The organism is Alkalibacillus aidingensis, from assembly GCF_014595945.1.
Taxonomy (GTDB): Bacteria; Bacillota; Bacilli; order Bacillales; family Alkalibacillaceae; genus Alkalibacillus; species Alkalibacillus aidingensis.
Genome location: NZ_JABXWU010000007.1, coordinates 1 through 25,107 on the forward strand (window position 1 = coordinate 1; position 25,107 = coordinate 25,107).

The window sequence follows — 25,107 nt, forward strand, 5'->3', positions numbered from 1 at the left end:
CGATTTAGTACTTGTTTTAATTGTACCATTCGAAGGTGTTTTATATTGTCTCAAATTTTTAGGTTAGTCTATCAGCGATATGGTGCTGAAACGGTTTTTTATATGGTAAATGATTACGCGAAGTGCGTGTTAAGTTCTACTCAGCTTCCATATGGTCTTGGATAACTTGGCTCATTCGATTTTGTTCGTCTTCGGAAACGATGTAGTACCACACATTACCCATCATTTGTCCAGTTCCTGAGATCTCTTCACGAATCGTTTCATCACGCGTCCCACGATAATTTCTAAACATTTGTCGCATCTCTTCCATTTGCATGTTGGTTTCAACGTTATCACCAACTGCTGTTAAGATATTTTCCACCCTTGAAAATGATTCAAAAGTCATCCCTTGTTCGATCATGGCATCAATCATTTGCTGTTGACGATTACCCCGGCCAATATCACCACGAGGATCCTCCTTACGCATACGCGAATAGGCCAAGGCTTCCTCACCGTTTAAGTGAAGCTCACCTTGGTGGAAATTATACCCACCTGAACTGAAGGCTTCGTCGTTGTATACCGTTACACCACCAAGCGCATCGACCCCATCTTGTAAACCTTCCATATTAACCTTAGCATAAAAATGAATCGTCGTATCAAAGAGGTTTTCAACCGTCTGAACAGACAGCTCTGAACCACCAAACGCATAGGCATGATTGATTTTGTCCATTCCTCGTCCTGGAATTTCAACATACGTATCACGTGGGATGCTAAACATGAGCATTTTATTCGTATTCGGGTTTAATGAACCGAAGACCATTGTATCTGAGCGACCCCGATCCCCTGCACGCTCATCAACACCTAATAAGAGAACATTAATCGTATGTCGACTTCGCAAGCGATCCTCAATCTCTTGACGCTTCTCCAGATCAGAATCAAGTGGCGTATACATCGTTGAAACCATGCGATCTACTTGATTATAAATATTATATAGATAAACTCCCCCAGCAATAATCGCAACGGCCAGAATAGCTATGACAATTTTAATGCCAGTACGCCTGCCTTGTTGCTGCTTCTTTCTCTCCATTCGACTACCACTCATCGGCTTCAACCTCGATCCTTTCTGTACTAACCAGTATTGCCATTGTATTATCAACGTTGGAAAATTATATTAGAATCGGATTAAAAATCACTGAGAAAACATGACTACATCAGGGTTATTCATCTTAGTCATGTCCGAAATTGGACAAAAAAATCCACTAACCATTTTAGAATGGCTAAGATTCTAAATGATTAGTGTTATGCAATGAGTTATATTAATTAACGTAAGTTGTCGATACTCATGTAGCTTTTTTCTGATGATATATTTTTTACATGTTTCAATTCTATATGTTCGATTTTTTCATCATCATTTGTGTACACCATTATTCTTTGACTACGTTTATCGAATAAAATAATCGTTCCACTTACAAGCTGATCATCACTTAGTTTTAATTTCACAGGCACCTTATTTTGTACCCAGCTTTTAATCTGTTGGTTAAATTGCTCGATTTCACACGGATTAGGTTGGTCAGCTAAAAACGTCTCTAAGGTATTGGGTACCCCAAGGTAAAATCCTTGTCCTTCTTGAATTCCCAGTGACTTCGCTACTTCTAAAATTTTGATCGACTCAATACCTTCAAGAATCATTTTAGTATCTGTCTGTCTACAATATCCCAATAAAGATTCAAGCATACGTTGTTTTAATGTTGAATAAGGTAATTCTTCTGAAAAATAATGATCCATTTTGATAATTTGTGGTTCAAGCTCCATGATCGTCTGTAGTGTGGAAGCTCCTTTACCAACATCATCTATGGCAGTGATAAACCCATCATTCTTTAATCGCCTGATATGAGATTTTAGTTCTAATAAATCTCTGATAGCTTCTGATTCAATAATTTCAATTACTATTTGTTGCTGCTTAACATTGCTTTGTTTGACTTGTTGATTAAGAAATTCACGAAATAGTGGATTTGAAATGGTTGATGGAAATACATTAATGTATAAATGTAGATGGTCGTTATCTGAGAGATTAGAAAAACCAGTAATCCCTTTGCTTATAGATAATTTTTCTAAATCAATCAACTTACCTTCTTCTTTAGCTAATTCAAAAACCTCAACTGGACTAACAAATAAATCTGAACGAAATAGTACTTCAACACCTATAATCTCCCACCTCTGGATATCGTAAATAGGTTGGTAAAGGTGATAAAAATCATTATTCTTAATTAACGTTTCTAACTTACTAACAGACATTTTACTAACCTTCCTCTTTTGTAATTAAATTGAACAGCCATCCTTTACTTCAAAAGTGTTTATCTGGATTTCCTGATGACAGCCAGAAATGTACACTCTTCAATGTATCCACACTTTTCACCCTTATGCCAGGTTGGCTTTATGATTAGTTCAGTTAACATTTTCACGCCTCTTCTATTTGTTCTAACTGCATTAGCCTTCTGAGGGGTATGTAAATCATCTAAGAACTTCACTTCTTCTGAAGGTGAAATTAACTCAGTATTCAGCCTTGAACCGTACACTTCCCCTATAACTTCCTTAGAAGACCAACCAAAGAGCTCTTCATAAATACTATTGACCTCTTTAATCACGCCATTTGTGTCTATTAAAGTAATCGCTGTAGTTGTATGGTTGTACCATACATTTAAATGGTGTTTGTTTATAAAAATGTCCCTCAACATCCTTCCAAAGTATAAGCCTTAAAGCTTAAATCTTTTAATACTTAACCTCAATTAATTCAACAGAATTCAAGCCATTTCGACAAAACGTCACTATCTTTTTTTATATTAACTACATTCTTTTTGTTATTTGTTACTTTATACCCATTTTTTATTCACTAAAAACTTTTTTAAAAAAATTTCTTTCGTAAGGGTTCGAAAAAAATCGACAACCCTTTATAGTCATAGTAGGATATAAATTAAGGAGTGAGAGACCGTGAACAAGCAACGAAAGCTAGTACTAGGCTGCGCGATTTATGTAATCTTTGGAGTCATTATTACAACACTTTACTTTTCTATGGGTGGGGATTTATTTCGCAGTTATTTTGATTGGAAGGATCTTTTTGATTTTTTTAATTAAATATTTATGAATTAAATGGGTTGTCTACGTTTAAATTCAGATGAAAAGAGGTCTTGCCCTTTATCGAAAGTTTTTGAACCCCCGAATCAATTGCTACAGTTAATGTCTATTGATCGCCACCTGCGTGATGATGATCCCACATTCCCGAAACTCCTCGAGGAGATCAAATCCTTTGATTCCGGTTACGCTGGTGAGCAATCTCTTCACTACTATTTAGGCACCGTTTTAGAGCCTCATTTCCAAGCCCTACAAGGAATTCGTTTACTTCTCGATCACAAACACGCCTTTCAGATGGACCACATCCTAATCTTTTCTAAATTCATTCTCATCGTTGAAGTGAAAAATTTAACAGGCATCGTCACGATCGATCATGAGTTAGGGTTGATGTATCAAGAAAAATCTGATGGATCAACTAAAACTTATCAAGATCCAATTGCACAAGTTCATAAACAGGCCTACCATTTTCGAAGCTGGCTTCATGAGCGTGGTTATACCGGCATGCCTGTAGAAAACCTGGTCACTTTTGTAAATCGAAACGTTGTGTTAAAACGTGAAAGTGGCGTCGAACTTGATCCGAGAATCACAACTGGTTATAAAATTGGAGATTTAATCAATCAATTGATTAACCAATATAAGGACTGTTATCATCTCAAAAATACACATCAGCTTCTTCGAGAAATTAAAAGATCGCATACCCCTCTAGAAGTAAACCACATGGACAAACTTAACCTTACCCCTCGCAACTTAGTACCCGGTGTTAATTGCCCAGACTGTCATAAAGTGATGTTGAATTATCGCTCCGGGAAGTGGCATTGTTCTAAGTGTGGCTTAGTTAGTCGCGACGCACACATTAGTGCCTTGAAAGATTATTTCCTAATTTTCGGTCCAGAGATTACAAATAAAAAGCTTAAGTATTGGTTGAGATTGGATTCAGCAGATGTTGCTTATCAAATTATTAAAAAGCTTAACTTGAGGAGTTCTGGGAAAAATAGATATCGGAAGTATCGATTAAATTATAGTATAGACTCCGATTTTAGTTATTTAATGAAACATAGACCTTATAAGAGGTAGTCTCGCTAGCTGTGTGATCGTTAATACGGATTGGATGGGGTTTTTCACGGATTGGGTGCTAATTCTCACGGATTGAAGGCGCTTTTTCACGGATTGGGTGCTCATTCTCACGGATTGAAGTCGCCTTTTCACGGATTAGGGGCTCATTCTCACGGATTGAAGGCGCCTTTTCACGGATTGGAAGCTCATTCTCACGGATTGAAGGCGCCTTTTCACGGATTGAAGCCTCATTCTCACGGATTGGCACCTTATTCAATCAGATTACACTCCCCACCCCAAAGCGCACGCCCACCACCAAAGAGCTCACTACTCATCCATCACTCTCTCACTCCCAAACTAGCCGCTTAATCTAACATTCACCCACTCATAACATAGAAAAAGCCTTGGCACGACGTGGTGAGTTTAAACACTCACTTGTGTGTGCCAAGGCTTCTCTTTTTTCCTAAAATATAGGGTCCATTTCCGGCTCAGGCCGGAAATGCTCATCCACTCACCCCAATATGGTGCGTTTCTGGCAGGGGCCAGAAACGTCTTTATGATTTTCGCCGTGTGAATTTGGCTGATAGGTCGTCGAATAGTGTGTACACGACTGGTATGAGCAGTAGTGTAAAGAACATGGAGACGAATAGGCCGAAGATAATGACGACGGCTAATGGTTGTTGGGCTTCGCCGCCTTGGCCGAGTCCGAGTGATAATGGGATCATTCCTAAGACGGTTGTTAAGGTTGTCATTAGGATTGGGCGTAGGCGGTTGGCTCCGGCTTCGAGGATCGCTTCGAAGCGTTCGGCTCCTTTTTCTCTTAGTATGTTGATGTAATCGACCAGCACGATGGCGTTGTTGACGACGATTCCGGCGAGCATGATGACCCCGATAAAGGCTGGGATGCTAAACGGCAGGCCGGTTACGAATAGTCCTAAGATGACGCCGACGACAGTAGCTGGTAGTGAGAACATGATGACGAATGGGTGCAGGAAGTTCTCAAACTGCACGGCCATGACTGCGTATACTAGGAATATCGAGAAAACCAAGGCAATGGCTAAGTCTCCGAAGGCTTCTGCCATGTCTTCTGCTTCACCACCCATGGAATAGGTGTAACCGTCTGGCATCTCAACACCTTCTAATGCCGCTTCGACATCATTGCTGACACTTCCTAAGTCTCGATCCAAAATGTCACTTGAAATAGTGACGGTTCGCTGTTGATTTTGACGACTCAGTGCATTAGGACCTTGTGTCTGCACAATTTCAGCTACTTCTGTTAAGGCAAGTGACGCGCCGACCGGTGATTGGATTTTTAAGTTTTCAATGTCTTCAATAGTTGATCGTTGGTCTTCTGGAGTCATGACGCGAACATCTAATTCCTCACCACCACTTCTAAATTGGGTAGCGACTTGGCCAACGAGTTGCATGCTCACCTGACCCATGACCTGTTCGTAAGTTAACCCATATTCACTCGCGACATCCCGATCAATGACGATCTCCATTTCTGGGCGACCTTCTTCAGCTGAAGTGGTTGGGTTATGCACGCCTTCAACTTCTGAGATAATGTCTACAAACTGTTCACCTAGTTCATTGAGTACATCGTGTTCATCACCACTGATCTCAATTTGAATGGGATCGCCTGCGCTAATATTAGCGCCCATGACGTTAATTGAAATATCGGCACCAACGATATCTTGGGTTTGTTCATCCCATGATTGCATGATTTCTTCGGTAGATTGCTTACGCTCATTTGCAGGGATCAACTGGACCATGTAGCTAGCACTATTCGCACTACTACCCATGCCCATTCCCATACCACCACCGCCTCCGATGGTGACGAAGTTTGATTCAATCACTTCTTCATCCTCTGCAAGTATTGCATTAATTTCATCTGCCACTTCCGAGGTTGTATCTAAATTAGTTCCCGATGGGGTTTCCACCGAAATTTCAATTTGACCTTGATCTGCTTCTGGGATAAAGGCAGCACCTATTTGTGGAACTAAAGCGATACTTCCGATAATAATGGCTAGCGTTCCAAAGATTGCCGTTTTCCTGAATTTTAATACCCAACGTAAGAACCGTTGATAGATTCGAATGATCATGTCTAGGAATCGATCAAACCAGTAACGTCTACCACCTTTATCAAAGGCTTTGGATAATAGCTTGGATGACAGCATCGGGATAATTGTAATCGATGCAGCTAGAGAAGCGATCAACGCAAAGGCAACTGTTAACGCTAACGGTGTGAAAATTTCCGACGCTATTCCTTCAACGAAGATAATCGGTAAAAAGACAACTAAGGTCGTTGTCGTAGACGCGATCACGGCTGGTGCAATTTCTGATGCCCCTTTACGTGCAGCCTCCTTCATACTGTAACCCCGTTCTCGGTAGGTTACGATATGTTCGAGTATAACAATTGAGGAGTCGACCATCATTCCGATTCCGAGTGCGAGTCCACCCATGGTCAGTATGTTGACGGTTTCTCCTGTAAAGTACATCAGTGTAAATGCCGTAATAACCGCAATTGGTATCGATAGTCCGATGACTAATGTCGCGCGAAAACTTCTTAAGAATAATAATAAAATCAAGACGGCAAAGGCCGCACCAATGATTAAGTTTTGGAAGACTGAATCAATTGACATACGAATGAATTCAGCTGTATCAAAAACGGTTTGAATTTCAATCGATTCTGGTAAATCGCTACGAATATCATCCATCGATGCGATAATTTCGTCAGACACACCAACTGTATTCGCATCAGTTTGTTTTAAAATACTCATGACAACCGCTTCTTGCCCGTTGACGAGCGTTCGACCATTTTCTTCAACCGTTTGACGCTCGACTGTTGCGACATCCTCTAAGCGAATGAAGTCACCTGCTTGAGTTTGAATTAACGTCTCTTCTATTTCTTCGATCGACTGATATTCACCTGGAATACGAAGCTGCAGTTCTTGGCTGCCTCGCTCAATAACACCAGCCGACGCGGACTGGTTGGCGCTATTAATCTCTTGTAAAATTTCCTGTGAGCTTAAGCCGAATTGATTTAAACGTTCTTGGTCTAGTTCAACTTGGATTTCAGCCGATTCGCCACCTTCAATCGTGACTGACCCAACGCCTTCTTGCCGTTCAAATAAGGACTCAACTTCATTTTCGGCTACGTTTTGTAAAGCGTCCTTATCATCGCCTGTTAGTCCAACCCACATCACAGGCATTTGTTGCGGGTCAAAACGAAGCACGCTCGGGTCATTGGCTCCACTTGGCAGCATACCGGATACTTGATCGACAGATTCTCTCACATTGAGTAAAGCATTGTCTAAATTAGTATCCATATCAAACATCATAATAACTAATGAGCTTCCTGGCTGTGATTGCGCCTGAATCGTTTCGACGCCTTCAATCGTACTGACCGATGATTCAATCGGTCTTGTCACCAGTTCTTCAACTTCTTGTGGTGCAGCACCATCATAAGACGTGGCGACTACAGCAATCGGTAAATCAATATCTGGGTACAAATCGACGGCCAGATTACGAAAGGATACAAACCCCATCGCTAAGATCGCCAAGACGATCATAATCACTCCAACCGGTCGTTTGATTGATGTATTTACTATACGCATGATTAGTCCTCCTCAACAATACGAATCGGATGGCCATCAGCAATCGTCAATTGACCACGGACAATAACCGGATCCCCTTCAGAAATCGCATCTTCTTCAACTATTTCAACAGCTGTTTCAGCAGATTGCATCGTCACGACATCCACCTCAACTCTTTTCGCCACTCCATCTTCAACGGTAAAGATATATCGGTCAGCTCCCCGATCAACAATCGCTTCTGTTGGCACGACAAATGCATCAGCTGCGATTAACTCTTCTAAGTATACTTGAGCTGTCACTCCGGCAGGAATCTCGTCGTCATGAGGCTGTTCGAGTTCCGCTTCTATGTCAAATAGACCATTTTCCCCTGCTGTACTAGAGACATAAGTAATTTCTGCTTCACCTTCGTAATCGATTTGTGAAATAGAAACCGGCACTTCATCACCTTTGGAAAAATGATCACGGTTTCCGGCAGTAACTGAAAATGTTAACTCTAATGGATCAACTTCAAGGACGATTGCTACTGGTTCTTCATTGGTGATCATGCGTCCTTCTACCATGTTAACCTCATCAAGCATACCATCCATTGGCGCTTCAATTTCCATAAGGCCAAACTGTGGTGAACGGTATTCAACTAGAACCTCACCTTCTTCAACGAAGTCTCCTCGACTCACAAATAACTCTTCTACTTCACCCGGTGACTCCGCCATCACTGGCATTTGATCACTCGGCATCGTTCTTCCTGTCATACTTCGTGTTGATGTAAAATCCTTCACTTCTAGTTCTGTCACTTGAACTGGCGTTTCAACATCGACTGTTTCATCATCTCCATCTGCTTCTTCATTACACGCTGCTAACAGTACAACTGCAGCAACCATCATCGTTAACATCCATTTTTTCATCACTTTCACCTCTATATGTTAAGTTGTTCTCTTAATGTTTTAACGTCACCTTGTAATTCCGTAAATTGTTCGAGTTTGAACAATAATGAATCGATAATAATTGCTTCCTGCTCCTGTTTGTTCAGTTCTTTCTCAAGGGCCGTTATTGCCTCTTCTGCTTTTGTTTGCTCTTCAGAGACGGTGCTTTGAATTTTCTGCCGGAGCTTAGCTAGTAAAATTGATTTTTCTTTTAAATATTTCGGCGTTCCTGTTATCGTTGGTTTGACTTGTTTAGCGATTAATTGTTCAGTTACATCGTCTAAACGCTCAACGATAAAGGTAGGTAGCCTGTTTAAATCAACAGATTCCTCATCATTTATAAGCCAGTTGGCATACCCTTGTAGCATTCCCTCTAAGACGACAATCACATCTAATAAATAAGGTCGAACACGTTCGCCATAAATAGCTTTAACGTTGGTTCGTAACCACTCATGATTTTGACGCCTAATATTAATTAACAAACCTTCCATGTCTTCACCTAAAGGTATTTTCTCATTAATCATCATATTAATGAGTGGTTTGTTTTCTAATAACACTTTATAAAATACTTCTAGTTGTTTCGCTAAAGACTCTTTAGGGGACCCTCCCTCTTGCTTGGCGACATCCATTTGTTCTTGTATAACTGCGTAATAATAATCATAAATAGAATGAACAAGCTCATTCTTGGATTGAAAATAATTATAAAAAGACCCTTTCGCTACGTTCGCACGCCCTACGATTTCCTGCACAGAAGTCGCGTGAAATCCTTTTTCAGCGAAAAGGTCAACACTCGCTGCAATAATCCTTTTCTTCTTTTCTTGCATTTTCTCACACCCTCATTCACATCTGGAATGACCAGTCAGTCACTTTATTTATATTAACAAAAGAACAGGTATATTCACAACCTATGTGTGTGATTTTTCACGAAAAAGACATCTATACCTTTATAGACCGTTAAAAAGGAAAGCGACGCCCTTTATAGGAACGACACCTTACAATTATGGTGATTTTCTCGGCCAATGGTTATGTATCATGTTGGGATCAATAACAGGCACTGTTATTCATTAGGAAAGAGTAGTGGGGAGTTGATCAGCATCTTATGATGATTTACAAAAGGAAAGGTCCAAAAACACCCTATGTGTTTTCGGACCTATATTAATTAAGAAGATCTAGGGATTAGTAATTCTCTTCATCTTGTTGTTCATCTTGCTGTTCACCTTGTTGATCGCCTGATTGGTCATCATCATCAAAGTCATCTTGCATTTGTTCATCATCTTGGTTTTCGTCATCCATTTCTTCTTCTTGCTGCATATCAGGCTCCTCTTCAGGTGCATCTGTACCTGGATCTTGGTCTTCTTCTCCATCGTTTGTTGCACAACCTGTTGCAAGTGCGAAAGATAATAACGTGACCATACAAACTTTCCAGAACTTTATTTTCATATTCGAACCTCCTGTATTGATTATGTTCACGCTTAGTGTTTCCAAGATTAGTTAAATTATCATAAATTCATGATGAATTTATTTAGGATTCGTTCGGAGGTTAACCAAAAAAAGACTTGCCTTTTATCATGGGCAAGTCTTTGAGTATTATTCTTTTTCTGGGTCGACAATCGCAAACATAATCTCTGTTTCACATGCCACTTCGCCATCAACTGTGGCAGTGGCTTTCCCTTTTCCGATTGGACCTTTTAATTTAAGCATTTCCACTTCAAGTTTGAGTGTGTCACCCGGTTTAACCTGGCGTTTAAAACGACATTTATCAATACCGGTAAACATACCTAGCTTTCCTTGGTTTTCTTCTAATTTTAAGATCGAAACTGCGCCAACTTGGGCTAAAGCTTCAACAATTAACACACCTGGCATGACCATATAATTTGGGAAATGGCCTTGGAAAAATGGTTCATTTGCTGTGACATTTTTGTATCCAACGGCACGTTTTCCTTCTTCAAGCTCTGTAATTTGATCAATTAATAAAAAAGGATAACGGTGTGGAATGATGTCTTTAATTTGTTCGATATCTAACATGAAATAGCCTCCTCATATAGGTGGAAGTGATAATTACTTCCCACGAATATAGTCGTAGAATCCCTGCCATAAAGAACGATCGAGCGCATCACTCGGGTCGCCACCATCACCAATAACCCCATAGCCGACCATAAGTCCGACTAATAAGGCTGCGATACTAGCGATTAACACGATGATCACACGTAACCAACCGGGGATATATTGAATGCGCCCTCTTCTTAATTTACGAGCCTTTTTCTTTTCAGCTTTGGCAAGTTTTCGTTGGGATGCCGTTGTTTTATCTTCGCTCGGCTCTGATTGTTTTCTTTTAAAATTTAACTTGGGGATGAACTTTTTCGCCCCGCGAAGCCTTCTTGACTTTGGTTGATTTTCATCTGGAGTCATATTTCAAACCTCAATTCTCCGGAACTATTCCTTTATTAGTTACGCATGCTACCGATTAGCCCTAGCATCTGATCACCAATGGATAGCGAACGGGCGTTAAAGGAATAAGCGCGTTGTGATTCTAATAAGTCAGTAAATTCTTTACCCATATCAACATTCGAAGCTTCTAGTGCACCTGATTGTAAATTCGCTTGTTCCGGTGCAACCGCTTCTACCATGTCTTCAACCGGGACTTCTAATTCATCTTCATTAATGACAAATGTATCTCCATCAACTGGTTCCATGACGCGTGTATTGTTAACGTCAACGACTTGCAAGGTGGCTTCAACATTGGTTTCATCGTCCCTAGTCACTTCAACTTGACCGAGTTCATTAATGGAAATATCGTCAAACTGATCGTCAATGACAACCGGCCCATCTTGACCTTCTACAGGATATCCTGCACTTGTCGTAAGCATAAATTCACCGTCACCTAGCTCAGACAAATAGAAATTACCTGCTCTTGTATAACGTTCTTCCATTTCGCCTTCACCAGCAGGGCCATTAACAACAAAGAAACGATTAGAGTCCTGAATGGCGACATCCAGTGGGCGATCTGTCTGTTCTACCGTTCCGACATCCATATTCATGTTGGTACTTGCTAGACGGGCACCAGAACCAACACGGATCCCATCAGGCGTTTGACGGAGTGCGTCCTGGTCATGATCTAATAGGTTATTAACTTGTTGAAACATGAGTGATGAAAAGTTACTTTGTCGAGATTTATAACCGTGATTATTCACATTCGACAAATTGTTGGACGTTAAATCCATTCGTTGTTGTAATTGTCCCATGGTGGTAGCCGCATTCAACATGTTTCTCATAGTTTCTCCTCCTCGAGTCAGGAACGATTCCTAAGGCTTTCTTAATTTCACTTAATTTCTGAGCATTGACCTTGATGATTTATTCAATAGTAGGATTAGCGTAGTTTTCCGATTTGGTTAGATGCTAGTTCCATACTTTGGTCAAACATTCTAACGACTTGTTGATTCATTTCAAACATTCGGTATGAACGCATCATTTCTGACATTGACTCTTGTGGGTCGACATTAGACCACTCTAATTGACCTTGATGGACTTGGAAATTAACCCCGTCTGCACCTCGTGCGTCAACAGCAGCTTCTTCCCCTTCATTACGGAACAGGTTATCTCCTTCTTTGACGAAGTCATTAGCATTCGGGTGGTAAGCCAGACCAATTGCTGTATTGTCAAATGGTGAGGTGACTTGCCCATCAGCTGATACTTCAAATTCCTCTGTCCCTGTTTGAATCCGTTCCCCATCTTCATTTAATACATAATAGCCTTCATTAGTCGTCAAAAAGCCCTCAGCATCTACGGTGAAATTACCATTACGCGTATAACGAACTTCTTCATCACCATTTTGAACCTCGAAAAATAGGGTCCCCGTCTCATCAGGAAGATCCCCATTTTGCAGGGCTAAGTCCGTACTAATCCCCGTATCCCTCACATCACCTTGTTCAAATAAAGGTTGGTCTTCCTGCATGTAAACACCGGTATTAATCGGGCCTACGATATGGTTTTTCGGTAGGTTTAGACCACCATTTTGAGTCGGGATATTTTCTGAACCCATATTTTGAATTAGCATTTCTGGAAAAGCTCGAAATGAGGAACGGTCTTGTTTATAACCTGGTGTAAGAGCATTTGACATATTATTACTTAACGAATCCTGATAGCGTTGGTTCGCCATCATTCCAGCACCAGCTGTATGAAAACCTTTTAACATAAAAACCAGACCTCCTCCACTAACTTAAACAATTTTATCCTTTGGTAGCTTATCAATATTCTCTAGCATGACACCTGTACCTTTAGCCACACAGCTCATTGGGTCTTCTGCGATAAAAACAGGTACTCTAAGCTCATCTGCTAACAGCTGATCGATTCCGTTTAGTAAACCACCACCACCAGTAATAATGACGCCACGGTCAATAATATCTGCCGAAAGTTCTGGAGGCGTATTTTCTAGAACGGTTTTCGTTGCTTGGACAATCATACCAACTGATTCACGAAGAGCCTCTTCAATCTCATCAGAATGAACAGTGATTGTTCTTGGTAATCCAGACACTAAGTCACGGCCACGGATGTCCATTGTTTCTTGACGATTACCTTTGTAAACAGTCGCCACATTGATTTTAATATCTTCAGCTGTACGATCACCGATTAACAATTTATACTTGCGTTTTATGTATTGCAAAATCTCTTGATCGAATTTGTCACCGGCTAACTTAATGGATTCAGATGTCACAATGTCACCCATTGACAACACCGCAATATCCGTCGTTCCACCACCAATATCGACAACCATATTACCACTAGGCTGGAAAATATCCATACCCGCACCAACTGCAGCAACTTTTGGTTCTTCTTCAAGGTAAACTTTCTTACCACCTGACTTCTCAGCCGCTTCTTTAATCGCCTTTTGCTCAACTTTAGTTATATTCGTCGGACAACATACTAGAATACGTGGCTTAGAAAACATCCCACGCACATTAATCTTTTCAATAAAATAACGTAACATCGCCTCAGTCACGTCAAAATCAGCAATCACACCGTCCTTAAGTGGGCGAATTGCTTCAATATTACCAGGAGTACGCCCCACCATGCGGCGCGCTGCATGACCAACTTCTAAAACCTTACCCGTATTCCGATCCATCGCCACAACAGATGGTTCGTCCAAAACAATTCCCTTACCTTTGACATGAATCAACACATTAGCTGTACCTAAGTCAATACCAATATCTCTAGCGAACATGAAAGACTAATCCTCCTGACTATTCACAACGTTTTCACGTACGAAAATATATTTATTCTATTGTCATATTTTATCACTATTTTCCTATTGTGTCATGTTATTTTTTGCTTATGTAGAAAGCATGAGAAAAATTATAATCGGGGTTGAGTTGGGGATGATTTTTTCACGGATTGGGGGTACTTTTTCACGGATTGGAGGCCGACTTTCACGGATTGGAGGCCGACTTTCACGGATTGGGGGTGCTTTTTCACGGATTGGAGGCTCGTTTTCACGGATTGAAGCCTCATTCTCACGGATTGAAGGTGCTCATAGGAGATCGTTTTTGTTGATTGCACTTGCAATTTTGTTGATTGCACTCGCAATTTTGTTGATTACTGCTCCGCTTTTGTTGATTGCACCCACTTTTTTTGATTGATTTTCCGTTATTTCCGTTATTCAAGGGACTTTATATTGAAAAATCCCACCACTTGGGTGGGATTTCCTTATTGAATGATTTTTTCGAAGTGCTCTTGAGAAAATGTGTGGGTTGAGGGTTGACTACTGAATGTCTGTTTAAGAAACGTTTCAGCTATGGCTTGTGTCCGTTCGTTCGTTTCTTCGTCTGCCATTTCTAACGCAGTGGTGGCTTCTAGGATTTTGGTCATGTGCAGGGCGATTTTTTTCGGGTGCATGAGGATCGCGCGTTCTCCTTCGCCTTGAATTTGGGTTAGGATTTTTTGCAGTTCTCCTAGTGTTGCTTCCACTTGATTAATCAGCTCTTCATCGACTTTTGTTAGCTCTCCAAGGCGTTTTCGAATTTCGCCAACGAACAATTCGTGGACGCCAAATTTTTCGATTAAGCGTAAAACCTCTAACCCGAGAATATTGGCTGTTCCTTCCCAGACGGTTAAGACTTGGGCATCACGTAATAATCTCGGAGTGACGAAGTCTTCAATGTAGCCATTACCACCGTGCATTTCGATCGCCTCGTGTGCGAAGCTAATCGCTTGTTCAGCAGTTTCTTTTTTCAGTAAGGCTATTTTTAAACGGAGCATGACCTGTTCTTCTTCTGAGGGTTCCGCTCCTTTCTTCATCACTCGGTCAAAATCGTTCACTAAATCAAAGGTAGCAACCGTTTCGATTTCTAGTTTTGCGGCAAGATTAGCTAACGTTTCTTGGATCATCGGGTAATCTATTAATTTATTTCCAAAGGCCTCACGATTTAAGGCGTAGTCTCGCGATTCGAGATAAGCACGGCGCATGATGCCAAGTGAGGCAACAGCGTTACACACTCGTGATAAGTTGAGAGCTTCCATCATGTATTTGAAGCCCTGTGATGGGTCTCCGACTAAAAATGCTTTAGCACCATAGAGCTCGACTTCTGCTGAGGGAACCGCTCTTACGCCAAGTTTATCTTTTAATCGACGGATTCCTAAACGTCCCTCTACTCGATTTTCTTCCCAAGGAACTAAAAACAAACTTAACCCACGGGTGCCTTCCTCAGCTCCTTCCATGCGCGCAAGTACCATAGCTACGCCACACATGCCGGCATTACTGGCAAAATATTTCTCACCGTAGAGCCGGTAGTGGCCATCTTCTTCCCGTGCTTCAACCTCATTGGCTCCAACATCTGAACCACCTTGTCGTTCGGTTAAAAATGTCGCTCCTTCATAAAGCTCTTCATCCCCTGTTGCGATCACATGTGGTAGGAACCGCTGGCGCAGGCCACCATCGGCATAGTGATCGATCAAGTACGCGGTAGCCATTGTCAAAGTAACTGGACAGTAAAATCCTGGCTCGGCATGGGAAAGTAAATACCCTTGTGCATAAGAATAAAGGTAGTTTCCAGCCCTCCCTAGTTCAGGAATCTCCTTATGAACATAGCCAACAATCCCGGTTCGATAGGTTTCATCAACGGTCTGTAAATAACCTTCGTTCACCCAAACTTGATTAATCTCTTCTCCCATTTGATTGTATTTCACGAGACAGGGTTGGCCATCGCGATCGGTATGAACCGCACGTTCATCAATGTCATTAGCGACTTTTTCCCCAAATTTGGTTAAACGTGCATCAGCGTATTCAAAAAAGGATGTAGATAAATTTTTTTGCAATATTTTCTTTAACAATGGATCACTTGTATAAAAATTTTGTTTGCTCACCAAGATACCCTCCTATCTTTAAGTCACAGATTGACCTTCTCGCAATTGATTGCGTAACAGTTTCCCAGTTGCATTACGTGGTAGCGCTTCCACTTCTTCATATAACCGTGGAATTTTATAGCTAGCGACACGATTGCTTAAAAACGTTTTGAGCTCTGAGGCAAGATCATTTTCTGTCCTATTGGTCACGATAAAAGCCTTAGCCGTCTCGCCCCATTCAGGGTGTGGGATACCTATAATAGCTGCATCTTCGACATTCGGATGTTCTTTTAGTGCATCCTCAACTTCTGTTGGGTAAATGTTCACTCCACCAGAAATAATCACGTCTTTTTTACGGTCAATAACCCAATAGTAGCCGTCTTCATCTTCACGGGCGATATCTCCTGTATAAAGCCAGCCATCTTTAATAGTCTCTGCTGTTTGTTCAGGGGCTTGATAATAACCTTTCATCGTGCCTTCCCCGCGTAAAATAATCTCACCTGGTTCACCCTGTGGCACATCTTTTCCTTCCTCGTCTACTAAGCGAATTTCACAGTTCAAAGCAGCTCGTTTGCCAATACTCCCTGACTTCTCATCATGTTCCTCAGGTGTCAATAACGTTCCATTCGGCCCCGCTTCTGTCAAGCCGTAGACACAGACTAACCGGTCCGTTTGAAACTGCTGTTTAACAAAATTAACTTCTTTCTTACCAAGAGGTGCGCCACCGTAAACCCAATATTTCATAGAGGATAAATCGTGTTTTGCCAGGTCTGGGTGCTTAGCCGTCATCAAATAAGCAACCGGGGCTCCAAAGAAATGGGTGATTTTCTCTTGAGAAACCATTTGCATGAGTAGTTCAGGTGTGAAAGTTGGAGCTAAGACATGGGTTGCACCGACGTATAATCCTGCTGCCATAAATAAGTGAAGTGGAGCTGAATGGCTAAGTGGCATCATGTGTAACACGCGACTATCCTTATTCATCGGCATTTCAATGCAAATCATCGTTGCTACTGTCAAAATATTTCTATGGGTAAATACCACACCCTTTGGTTTACCCGTTGTACCTGATGTGTAGAGGATCGATGCTTCATCATCCTCCGTCGCATCGCATTCAATGGGCGTTGTATCCCCTTTAAGAAGTTCAGCAAAGCTAAGCCAATCACCCTGGGGTTCGCCTGTTTTAATTAAAGTTAATGAATCATTCTCTGCTAAGCCTTCAGATTGTTCAAAAAGCCACTCGTGGGTAGCGAAAAACTTTGCTTCACTATGACCGATAATATACTGAATTTCTGGTTGCGTTAGTTTAGCATTAATCGGGATGGCCATTCCTTTCAAGCGGATCACGGCTAAATATAAATACATGAATTCAGGTACATTAGGCATGTGAATAATCAATTTATCCCCTGGTGTCATGCCGAGGTCTTTTAACCTATTAGCAACCCGATTGACCCGTTCATTCCATTTCTGATAGCTAATGCGCTCCTGTGGTGTTACAAGTGCCTCATGTTTTGGATATTTTCGTGACTGATCAACTAGTAAGCTAGAAATATTCATTTAACTTCCTCCTCTAATTGATTTAACTCACGATGGAACACTTGCAAAAATTGCTCCATCTCCTCTTTCATCTGTCTCAACTCTTCCATACGTTGATTCACTTCCGATAGTTTCTCTTCACCGTATTCAATCGTACGTTTCAACTGTTCTTTTCCAGTTGGGTCCTTATCAAAAAGATGAATCATTTCCCTAATCTCATCTAAATTAAAGCCATATTTTTTACCACGTGAGATCAACTGCAGTTGAATCTCTTCTTTTTTAGAAAAAATACGGTGACCACTCTGATTACGACGAGGTTGGATTAATCCAATCTCTTCATAATAGCGGATCGTTCTTGTTGACACATGAAACTTATTGGCCAATTCCGATATGGTTGATTGGCTACACACCTGACGACCTCCCTTATTCTGAATTTTCACATATTTATAGTTTACCATTAACGTTAACGTTAAGTTCAACCGTTTTTTAAGAAAATGGTGGGGGTGTTGAATGGAGTGGGAGTGTCATTTATGTTGATGGTGGTCTTATTTTTGTTGATTGGAGTTTAAATTTTGTTGATTAAACCCTCAGTTTTGTTGATTAGAGCATTAATTTGGTTGATTGCATCCTCGTTTTTGTTGATTAACCCCTCATTCAAATTGATGAATTAATGTGGACTGTGGTAGATTCTTATTAGGAGGTAAAGACCATGTCCAAAATGTCTAATAAGATTGTTTACCCTTTAGTTATCATTGGAGCTTTTTTAATTACGCTTGCTTGGCTCACGTTAACTGGTGATGATGAGCAATCTGAATTTGAAGATGCCCCACGGCTTGTTTTTTCGTTGGATGGAAGTAGTCAATACTGGGAGTTGTCCAATTATCAAATTGAGCTATCACCAGAGGAGCAGATTGCTAGAGGCGGGAAATTATCTTTTAAACGGGAAGATGAGTATCATGAAACAGATTATTTCCACTTCCAAGTGATTGCAGATATTCACGATCATCAAGAAATTTTATCATCATCATCGATTGTGATGAATAATGATTTAACATTTGACCTAAGTGATGTGAGTTTGGGTGAATCTAGGAGTGAGGGCGCCTTTTTACACGAAGGTGAGCCTGTCCTAAAAGAGGATATTGAAAGAATCTATGCCGTTATTGAGTGGCAAGATCCTGATGGAGAACAGCTCGTTGATGAGATGTTGTTATACCAATCAAACTATTAACCACTTAGCCTGTCACCTTATAGGATATTAAAAGATTAGGTTACAATGTGACAGGCTTTGGTTAAACTTTTTTAGACACTGGTTTTCTCTTTGTACTTCTTCTTCGTTGCCTCGCCACCTCTTAGATGACGGATCGATTTGTGATAGTTAAGTACTTGTTTAACTTCCTTAGCTAAGGCGGGATTAATGGTTGGTAAACGTTCCGTAAGATCTTTATGAACCGTACTTTTCGAAACTCCAAATTCCTTAGCAATCGCACGCACCGTATCTCGACTTTCCAGAAGGTGCTCGGCAATCTTGATTGTTCGCTCTTTGATGTAATCGTGCAAATCACTCGCCTCCTGTGATGTTCACTCTTAAGGTGTAGATAGTACATTTTATTCAGAGGGTTGTTGGAATATGCTTGAATATTAGGACAGTTATAGAGGTTGATTTATAGAGGGAGACATCTGGGAATAGTAAGTGGTCTCAATGCCATTTTGCTCTAATGCTTAAGTGAAGACGTCAAATAGAAAGAGTCTCATTGACGATTCGCTGCCTTGTGAAGCGATCTCTTTGACGATACGGCGCTCCGTCATGCTTGTAACGGCATTGAAACGAAGATCTCTGCTGAACTCGTGGTACACGTTATATACATAAAAAGCTTAACAAACAAAGTAAAACCCCCGTCCATTGACGGGGGTTTCGGATGGATGGTTAAGATGGATTTTATTCGAAGCCTGGGTTAACAGGTTCACCATCTTCATGTAGTTGGAAATGTACTTTGCTCACATCTGCTCCGGAGTAAACATTTTCACCGGATACGCCGATTTTATCACCTTGGCTTAACTCGTCACCTTCTTGAACCTCTGCTTCAGAAAGACTTGCATATACGGTTGAACGATTTCCTTCATGTTCTAGTTCAACTGTTAAGCCTAGTAACTCATCGTCTTCAACGCTAACAACGGTACCGCTTAGAGATGCAATGACATCAAACGGCTCACCATCAGTAGATGTGATGTCGACACCCTTACTTTGGTAATATTGATTATTGTAAAAGATAAGCGCATCTTCTTGCTCTTCAGCAGAAGCGTCAACATCATAATAGTTAGTCATGATCTCTGTGCGATCACCAAGTAAGACAGGTAGAACTAAATCTTCCTGGTCTGCAGTAACAGCTTCTGCTTCTTCACCAGCTGCTGCCGCTGCCTCTGCATCTTCCTGGTGTTCGATTAGATCATTTTGTTCAACATTCCAGCTGTAGTCGTCATTAACGACATCATCTGTTCCTGTGAACTGATAAACCAACACCCCTGCCAACACGACAGCTACTAAAGTAATGTAAAGAGTTGGATAAAACCAGCGTTGACGTGTGAGCTTTTTCCACTTAGATTCGTGGAAAGACTTTCTTTCCTTTTCATTCATTTTCATCACCTCAGCAACCATTCTGAACGAAAAGGAAAAATTATATACATGGAAGATGAATTTTTTTGTAAATATTGCGTTTAACATAGAAGTTTTGGGATAAAATAAGCAGATTGTCGATTTTTGTTGAAAATTGTTTGTGGGGTTATAGAGCTTGTTTGAATGCTATTTTTCAGGCATAGGTTAGGTGCACTTACTTTGACCGGTTGCTTTTTGAGAGGGGTTGCTTGGGAAGTGAGACGGCTTTTCTTTTCCCGGTCGCTTGGCTTGAGGGGGCCTTTGGGGAAGTGAGACCACTTCTCTTTGACCGGTCGCTTGGCTTGAGGGGGCCTTTGGGGAAGTGAGACGGCTTTTCTTTTCCCGGTCGCTTGGCTTGAGGGTTCCTTTTGGGAAGTGAGACCACTCCTCTGTTCCCGATCGCTTGGCTTGAGGGGGCCTTTGGGGAAGTGAGACGGCTTCTCTTTGACCAAACCCACCTCTAAAGGGCTTCTAGCGGGAAATGAGCACATCCCACTTTACCTGCACACTTTGCCATAAAAGAACTTGTTAAAAAGATTCACCTTCATTCATAATAAGTCCAACGATTTTCTCCTTTCTTTTGATAGTTTCTGTTTAGTATTTTCCATATACTTTTTTTGGATGTTACGATTTGGCACCAATCATGAATGGCTTGCGTTGTTATTTTTCTTTGAGGAAATAGGAGCCTGAATATATCAATATTTCGTTTAACAGCCATTTCTAGCTTTTCGCAATTTCCACAAGCTTCACATTTACAAATATTATTTTCATTAACAATGGAGAAGGAGTTGCAATTGAGACAGGTTAATCCTTTACGTAGTTGATTGTAATCATAGGTTGGTATGTGTTCAATCGAAGGTTCTGGGTTTTGAAGATTCAATAAAGTGTCTGCTAGGCGTCTGTGGCTGTCATTTAATTTTGTTGGTGTTGAATTGAATTTTTTAAGATAGCGGTTGATCTGGGTTGGGTGGATGATTGGTTTGTCGATGGGTGAGTTATATAAAGTGAATTCAGGGTTAATGAATACCACTGATGCTTCAATTGATAGGGTCACACCGTTCTTTTGGAGTACTTGATGAAGCAGTGATTTACTTCTGCCTAATTGATGCAATGGATTAATAATTTCATATTTGCTTCTGAAGAATTTGTCTTCTTCATAATAAAAATCACCTTTGTAATTCTTCACTTCATAAAAGAATACTTTATTGTTGGTGATCATAAGCGAATCGATTTGAAAAGCGTTGTTACCTGAGGACAATCGGAGGTCGTTTATGATGTAGGTTTCACATTGAATTTTTTCTAGAAGTGAGTCAAAGATTAATTCCCCCTCAAACCCCTTTTCTAAATTCAATAAATATTGCTTGTCCTTGGTGGGAAGTTCCATTCGCTGGTCAAGGTGCTTCAAGATTTTCAGTTCGGTAGGTTGTGTTCGAGGTTTATAGAGCATGTTCCACATCCTTTCTTTAATTAGAACCTATTATATACTAAGTAGGTTAAAAATAATAACTTTCTAGAGTTTAAGTTTGGTATTTTGATTCATTTTTCTTGGGTGAGAGTTTGATTGGGGGAATAAGGCGAGTTCTAATTGACGGGTATCCTTGTTTAATATCGAGGAAAAAAGGGCGTTTCTCTTTGACCGATCACCCTGCTTGAGCGACTTCACCGGGAAGAGAGCGTGCCTCTCTTTGAACGATCTCCCTGCTTGAACGGCTTCACCGGGAAGAGAACGCACCTCTTTGACCAACCACCCTGCTTCAGCGACTCCTCCGGGAAGTGAGCGCACCTCTCTTTGACCGATCTCCCTGCTTGAACGGCTTCACCGGGAAGAGAACGCACCTCTTTGACCAACCACCCTGCTTCAGCGACTCCTCCGGGAAGTGAGCGCACCTCTCTTTGACCGATCTCCCCGCTTGAGCGACTTCTACGGGAAGTGAGCGCACCTCTCTCTGACCAACCACCCTGCTTCAGCGACTCCTCCGGGAATAGAGCGCACCTCTCTCTGACCAACCACCCCACTTGAGTGACTCCACCGGGAATAGATCGCACCTCTCTCTGACCAACCACCCTACTTGAGTAACCTCACCGGGAAGTGAGCGCACCTCTCTTTGACCGACCGGCCTGCTTGAGCGACTCCTCTGGGAAGAGAGCGCACCTCTCTTTGACCAACCACCCTGCTTCAGCGACTCCTCCGGGAATAGAGCGCACCTCTCTCTGACCAACCACCCCACTTGAGTGACTCCACCGGGAATAGATCGCGCTTCCCCTTGACCACCCCCACCACTCAAACTTTCCTTCCAAGATAGAGCGACTGCTCACACACGGACACACAGAAATAAAGAGCACTCCCACAAGAGAGTACTCTCATTTTCATTTCTTTAATCCGTTTCCTACTATTATAACAACTGATCGATTGATTCAATCTCAACACCTTGATAGTAATGTTTAATGATATCTTGATATGAATTACCTGCTTGTGCCATTCCGTTAGCTCCATATTGACTCATCCCGACACCATGACCATAGCCTCGTGTTTTAAATATGATGTGATCTGATTGGGTTTCGATTGTGAAGTCATTGGAGCGAAGTCCTAAGCGTTCTCTAACCTCGCGTCCAGTAAATGTTTCTCCGTTAATAGTGATTTGGCTAATTCTTTCACTTTCTGTTCGTTCGATATTGGCCACATCAATAGTAGTCGCAACCTCTAGACCGAGTCGATCAAAAACTTCTTGATAGGTAAAGACTTCTTGGTCTCTAAATCTTGGTGATTCTTCATCCCAAGGACTGGTGACACTTTGTAAATAAGGGATTTCATTTTGCCAGTAGTCTTCAGCATTCTCAGTAAATCCATTACTTGTTGAGAAGTACTGTGCAGTGATTGGGCTACCTTCATAAGTAATGATTTCACCTGCTGTTTCCTGGACAGCCTGGTTAATTTTATTCATATTATTTGAGTAATCGACACCCCATATCTCACGGAGTTCGTCTTCGCTTCTAAACATCTGGTCGTCAACCGTATCGGTCACGTCATAATCTGAGTCCTCACCATTTTCGTGTACTAGTTTTTGAACGATGTATGTTCTTGCCGCTAACGCTTGCGCTTTAAGTGCTTCCATTTCAAACTCTGCTGGGATTTCAGATGCAACGACTAATGATACATAGTCTTCTAATTCAAGTTGATCAACAGTATTAGTGTCTTCTCTTAAAACAGCTACACTAACTGCTTCTTCCTCTTCTACATTAAGAGCTTCACTAACTTCTTCACGATCCATCTCAATATGCTCAGTAGATGCTTCAGCAAACGGGATTACTATTAAGGTTGGGATCAGAGTAATCGTAACTAATAAGATAACTCCTAGTATGATTCCTTGTTTTTTCATATATTAGTTCCTCCTTTATCACTACGCCAAAATAACTGTCACGAAAAAACGACACCTCAGACTAAATGAAGAATGTCTGTCGACTCATGTGTTTTTTATGATCACTTTTCTAGTAATATTCTTATTCAGTAAGGAGGATTAATAGAACAAAAAAACATAAAAAAGGAGAAGCGCCTGAAACAAGCGCCTCTCCTTCTTTATTAAAATTCTATGATTAGCTAGATTGAATGATAGAATCATCACTATGACTTTTACTCTTTTGATCATCATTCACTCGTATAATATCGGCTCCAAGATTTTGTAACTTTTCAACGAAGTTAACATAGCCACGGTCTAAATGCTTGAGCTCTGTCACAATAGTGCGACCCTCTGCCACTAATCCAGCCATAATTAGGGCTGCAGCTGCTCTTAGATCTGTTGCAGACACTTCAGCTCCATTTAAATCTACAGGGCCTTCTATAATCGCACTACGCCCTTCGATTTTAGCAGTTGCGTTCATGCGTCTAAACTCTTCAACATGCATAAAGCGATTTTCAAAAACCGTTTCAGTTATCACACTTGTGCCTTTCGCTTTCATCGCTAGAGTCATTAGTTGTGATTGTAAATCTGTTGGAAAACCTGGGTAGGGCAAAGTTTTAATATCAATTGCCTTTAAGTTGTCGGTGCCAATAACACGGACACTATTATCATATTCTTCAATTCTAACGCCCATTTCTTTCATCTTAGCTATTAGCGATCTTAAATGAGCTGGGATTGCACCTTCAACAATAATATCCCCACCAGTTAGTGCACCGGCAAGCATAAATGTTCCAGCCTCAATTCGGTCTGGAATAATTGTATGAGTAACACCTGTAAGCTCTGGTACTCCTTCTATGCGAATCGTTTCTGTACCTGCACCGATGACTTTACCACCCATGTGATTGATGTAATTAGCTAGATCAACAATTTCAGGTTCTCGAGCACAGTTTTCAATGATGGTAGTTCCTTCTGCAAGTGCGGCTGCCATCATTAGATTTTCAGTAGCACCTACACTTGGAAAGTCTAAATAAATTCTTGCACCATGCAATCGATCGGAAGCAAAAGCCTCTACATAACCATTGCCTACATGAACTGTTGCACCCATAGCTTCAAGTCCTTTTAAATGTTGATCAATTGGACGTGAGCCAATGGCGCAACCACCTGGCATTGCGACTTTAGCGTGCCCATACCTGGCTAATAAAGGTCCCAAAACGAGGACGGATGCACGCATTTTACGAACATATTCAAAAGGTGTTTCAGTTTTTAGTTCATCTGTCGCATCAACGTATAAGGTATTTCCATCCCTTAAAACATTAATATTCATATATCTCAAAACTTCACTAATCGTATCAACATCTGCTAATGCTGGTACTTGGTGTAACGTTGTTCTTCCTTTTGTAGCCATAATGCTTGCTGCAATAACAGGTAAGACAGCATTCTTAGCACCTTCAACCTTAACGGTGCCAGTCAATCTATTACCTCCAGATACAATGATTTTTTCCAATATCTTTCCCTCC

General features: G+C 41.1%; 24 protein-coding genes. 3 read left to right on the top strand and 21 right to left on the bottom strand.

The window, feature by feature from the left end:
- Positions 1-136: 136 nt before the first annotated feature.
- The 3 genes from HWQ49_RS10485 to HWQ49_RS10495 all read right to left on the bottom strand — a co-directional run bounded on the left by HWQ49_RS10485 (position 137) and on the right by HWQ49_RS10495 (position 2,714).
- Positions 137-1,081 (bottom strand): LCP family glycopolymer transferase, encoded by a 945-nt coding sequence (locus tag HWQ49_RS10485; protein WP_188207573.1) that lies wholly within the window; start codon positions 1,079-1,081, stop codon positions 137-139.
- A gap of 218 nt (positions 1,082-1,299) precedes the next feature.
- Positions 1,300-2,274, bottom strand: a complete 975-nt coding sequence (locus HWQ49_RS10490) for an EAL domain-containing protein (RefSeq protein WP_188207574.1) — start codon at positions 2,272-2,274, stop codon at positions 1,300-1,302.
- 59 nt (positions 2,275-2,333) lie between these two features.
- Entirely contained in the window at positions 2,334-2,714 is a 381-nt protein-coding gene (locus HWQ49_RS10495; protein ID WP_188207575.1) for a PAS domain S-box protein, read from the bottom strand.
- Positions 2,715-2,967: 253 nt separating this feature from the next.
- Here HWQ49_RS10495 and HWQ49_RS10500 point away from each other — a divergent pair, with 253 nt between their 5' ends.
- Positions 2,968-3,111, top strand: coding sequence for a hypothetical protein (locus tag HWQ49_RS10500; RefSeq protein WP_188207576.1), 144 nt, complete (start codon positions 2,968-2,970; stop codon positions 3,109-3,111).
- A gap of 102 nt (positions 3,112-3,213) precedes the next feature.
- Positions 3,214-4,182, top strand: a complete 969-nt coding sequence (locus tag HWQ49_RS10505; protein WP_188207577.1) for a nuclease-related domain-containing protein — start codon at positions 3,214-3,216, stop codon at positions 4,180-4,182.
- Positions 4,183-4,240: 58 nt separating this feature from the next.
- Here the strand turns inward: HWQ49_RS10505 and HWQ49_RS10510 are convergent, their stop codons facing one another.
- From HWQ49_RS10510 to HWQ49_RS10570, 13 genes are all read right to left on the bottom strand, one after another.
- Positions 4,241-4,438: a hypothetical protein gene (locus HWQ49_RS10510; protein ID WP_188207578.1), complete on the bottom strand. Its 198-nt coding sequence runs from the start codon at positions 4,436-4,438 to the stop codon at positions 4,241-4,243.
- Between the two features lie 277 nt (positions 4,439-4,715).
- Positions 4,716-7,778, bottom strand: a complete 3,063-nt coding sequence (locus tag HWQ49_RS10515; protein ID WP_188207579.1) for an efflux RND transporter permease subunit — start codon at positions 7,776-7,778, stop codon at positions 4,716-4,718.
- 2 nt (positions 7,779-7,780) lie between these two features.
- Complete coding sequence (locus HWQ49_RS10520) at positions 7,781-8,659, bottom strand: efflux RND transporter periplasmic adaptor subunit (protein WP_188207580.1); 879 nt, start codon at positions 8,657-8,659, stop codon at positions 7,781-7,783.
- Between the two features lie 11 nt (positions 8,660-8,670).
- Positions 8,671-9,501 carry a TetR/AcrR family transcriptional regulator gene (locus HWQ49_RS10525; protein ID WP_188207581.1) on the bottom strand — a complete coding sequence of 277 codons (831 nt, stop codon included), beginning with the start codon at positions 9,499-9,501 and terminating at the stop codon, positions 8,671-8,673.
- Positions 9,502-9,853: 352 nt separating this feature from the next.
- Positions 9,854-10,117 (bottom strand): hypothetical protein, encoded by a 264-nt coding sequence (locus tag HWQ49_RS10530; protein ID WP_188207582.1) that lies wholly within the window; start codon positions 10,115-10,117, stop codon positions 9,854-9,856.
- Between the two features lie 147 nt (positions 10,118-10,264).
- Positions 10,265-10,702 (bottom strand): 3-hydroxyacyl-ACP dehydratase FabZ, encoded by a 438-nt coding sequence (gene fabZ / locus HWQ49_RS10535; RefSeq protein WP_188207583.1) that lies wholly within the window; start codon positions 10,700-10,702, stop codon positions 10,265-10,267.
- Positions 10,703-10,735: 33 nt separating this feature from the next.
- The gene (locus tag HWQ49_RS10540; RefSeq protein WP_188207584.1) at positions 10,736-11,086 is read right to left on the bottom strand and encodes a DNA-directed RNA polymerase subunit beta; all 351 of its coding nucleotides are present in this window, start codon (positions 11,084-11,086) and stop codon (positions 10,736-10,738) included.
- Between the two features lie 35 nt (positions 11,087-11,121).
- Complete coding sequence (locus HWQ49_RS10545; protein ID WP_188207585.1) at positions 11,122-11,949, bottom strand: flagellar hook-basal body protein; 828 nt, start codon at positions 11,947-11,949, stop codon at positions 11,122-11,124.
- A 95-nt stretch (positions 11,950-12,044) separates the two neighbouring features.
- Positions 12,045-12,869: a flagellar hook-basal body protein gene (locus HWQ49_RS10550; RefSeq protein WP_188207586.1), complete on the bottom strand. Its 825-nt coding sequence runs from the start codon at positions 12,867-12,869 to the stop codon at positions 12,045-12,047.
- Between the two features lie 24 nt (positions 12,870-12,893).
- On the bottom strand, positions 12,894-13,895 hold the full coding sequence (gene mreB, locus HWQ49_RS10555) for a rod shape-determining protein (protein WP_188207587.1): 1,002 nt from the start codon (positions 13,893-13,895) through the stop codon (positions 12,894-12,896).
- Positions 13,896-14,377: 482 nt separating this feature from the next.
- Positions 14,378-16,033, bottom strand: a complete 1,656-nt coding sequence (locus HWQ49_RS10560) for an acyl-CoA dehydrogenase family protein (protein ID WP_188207588.1) — start codon at positions 16,031-16,033, stop codon at positions 14,378-14,380.
- Between the two features lie 18 nt (positions 16,034-16,051).
- Positions 16,052-17,566: a class I adenylate-forming enzyme family protein gene (locus HWQ49_RS10565; RefSeq protein ID WP_188207589.1), complete on the bottom strand. Its 1,515-nt coding sequence runs from the start codon at positions 17,564-17,566 to the stop codon at positions 16,052-16,054.
- Positions 17,563-17,955 (bottom strand): MerR family transcriptional regulator, encoded by a 393-nt coding sequence (locus tag HWQ49_RS10570; RefSeq protein WP_317450927.1) that lies wholly within the window; start codon positions 17,953-17,955, stop codon positions 17,563-17,565. The genes HWQ49_RS10565 and HWQ49_RS10570 overlap by 4 nt, the downstream gene beginning before the upstream one ends.
- Before the next feature lie 299 nt (positions 17,956-18,254).
- On the opposite strand from HWQ49_RS10570, the gene HWQ49_RS10575 reads away from it, so the two are divergent.
- Positions 18,255-18,773, top strand: a complete 519-nt coding sequence (locus HWQ49_RS10575; RefSeq protein ID WP_188207591.1) for a hypothetical protein — start codon at positions 18,255-18,257, stop codon at positions 18,771-18,773.
- Between the two features lie 71 nt (positions 18,774-18,844).
- On the opposite strand, the gene spoIIID is transcribed toward HWQ49_RS10575, so the two are convergent.
- The 5 genes from spoIIID to murA all read right to left on the bottom strand — a co-directional run bounded on the left by spoIIID (position 18,845) and on the right by murA (position 25,094).
- Positions 18,845-19,102: a sporulation transcriptional regulator SpoIIID gene (gene spoIIID / locus HWQ49_RS10580; protein WP_188207592.1), complete on the bottom strand. Its 258-nt coding sequence runs from the start codon at positions 19,100-19,102 to the stop codon at positions 18,845-18,847.
- A gap of 379 nt (positions 19,103-19,481) precedes the next feature.
- Positions 19,482-20,177 (bottom strand): M23 family metallopeptidase, encoded by a 696-nt coding sequence (locus HWQ49_RS10585; protein WP_188207593.1) that lies wholly within the window; start codon positions 20,175-20,177, stop codon positions 19,482-19,484.
- 562 nt (positions 20,178-20,739) lie between these two features.
- A complete protein-coding gene (locus HWQ49_RS10590; protein WP_188207594.1) occupies positions 20,740-21,642 on the bottom strand; it encodes a nuclease-related domain-containing protein in 903 nt (300 codons plus the stop codon).
- Between the two features lie 946 nt (positions 21,643-22,588).
- Positions 22,589-23,572, bottom strand: coding sequence for a stage II sporulation protein D (gene spoIID / locus HWQ49_RS10595; protein ID WP_188207595.1), 984 nt, complete (start codon positions 23,570-23,572; stop codon positions 22,589-22,591).
- A gap of 214 nt (positions 23,573-23,786) precedes the next feature.
- The gene (murA, locus tag HWQ49_RS10600; RefSeq protein ID WP_188207596.1) at positions 23,787-25,094 is read right to left on the bottom strand and encodes a UDP-N-acetylglucosamine 1-carboxyvinyltransferase; all 1,308 of its coding nucleotides are present in this window, start codon (positions 25,092-25,094) and stop codon (positions 23,787-23,789) included.
- Positions 25,095-25,107: the final 13 nt, after the last annotated feature.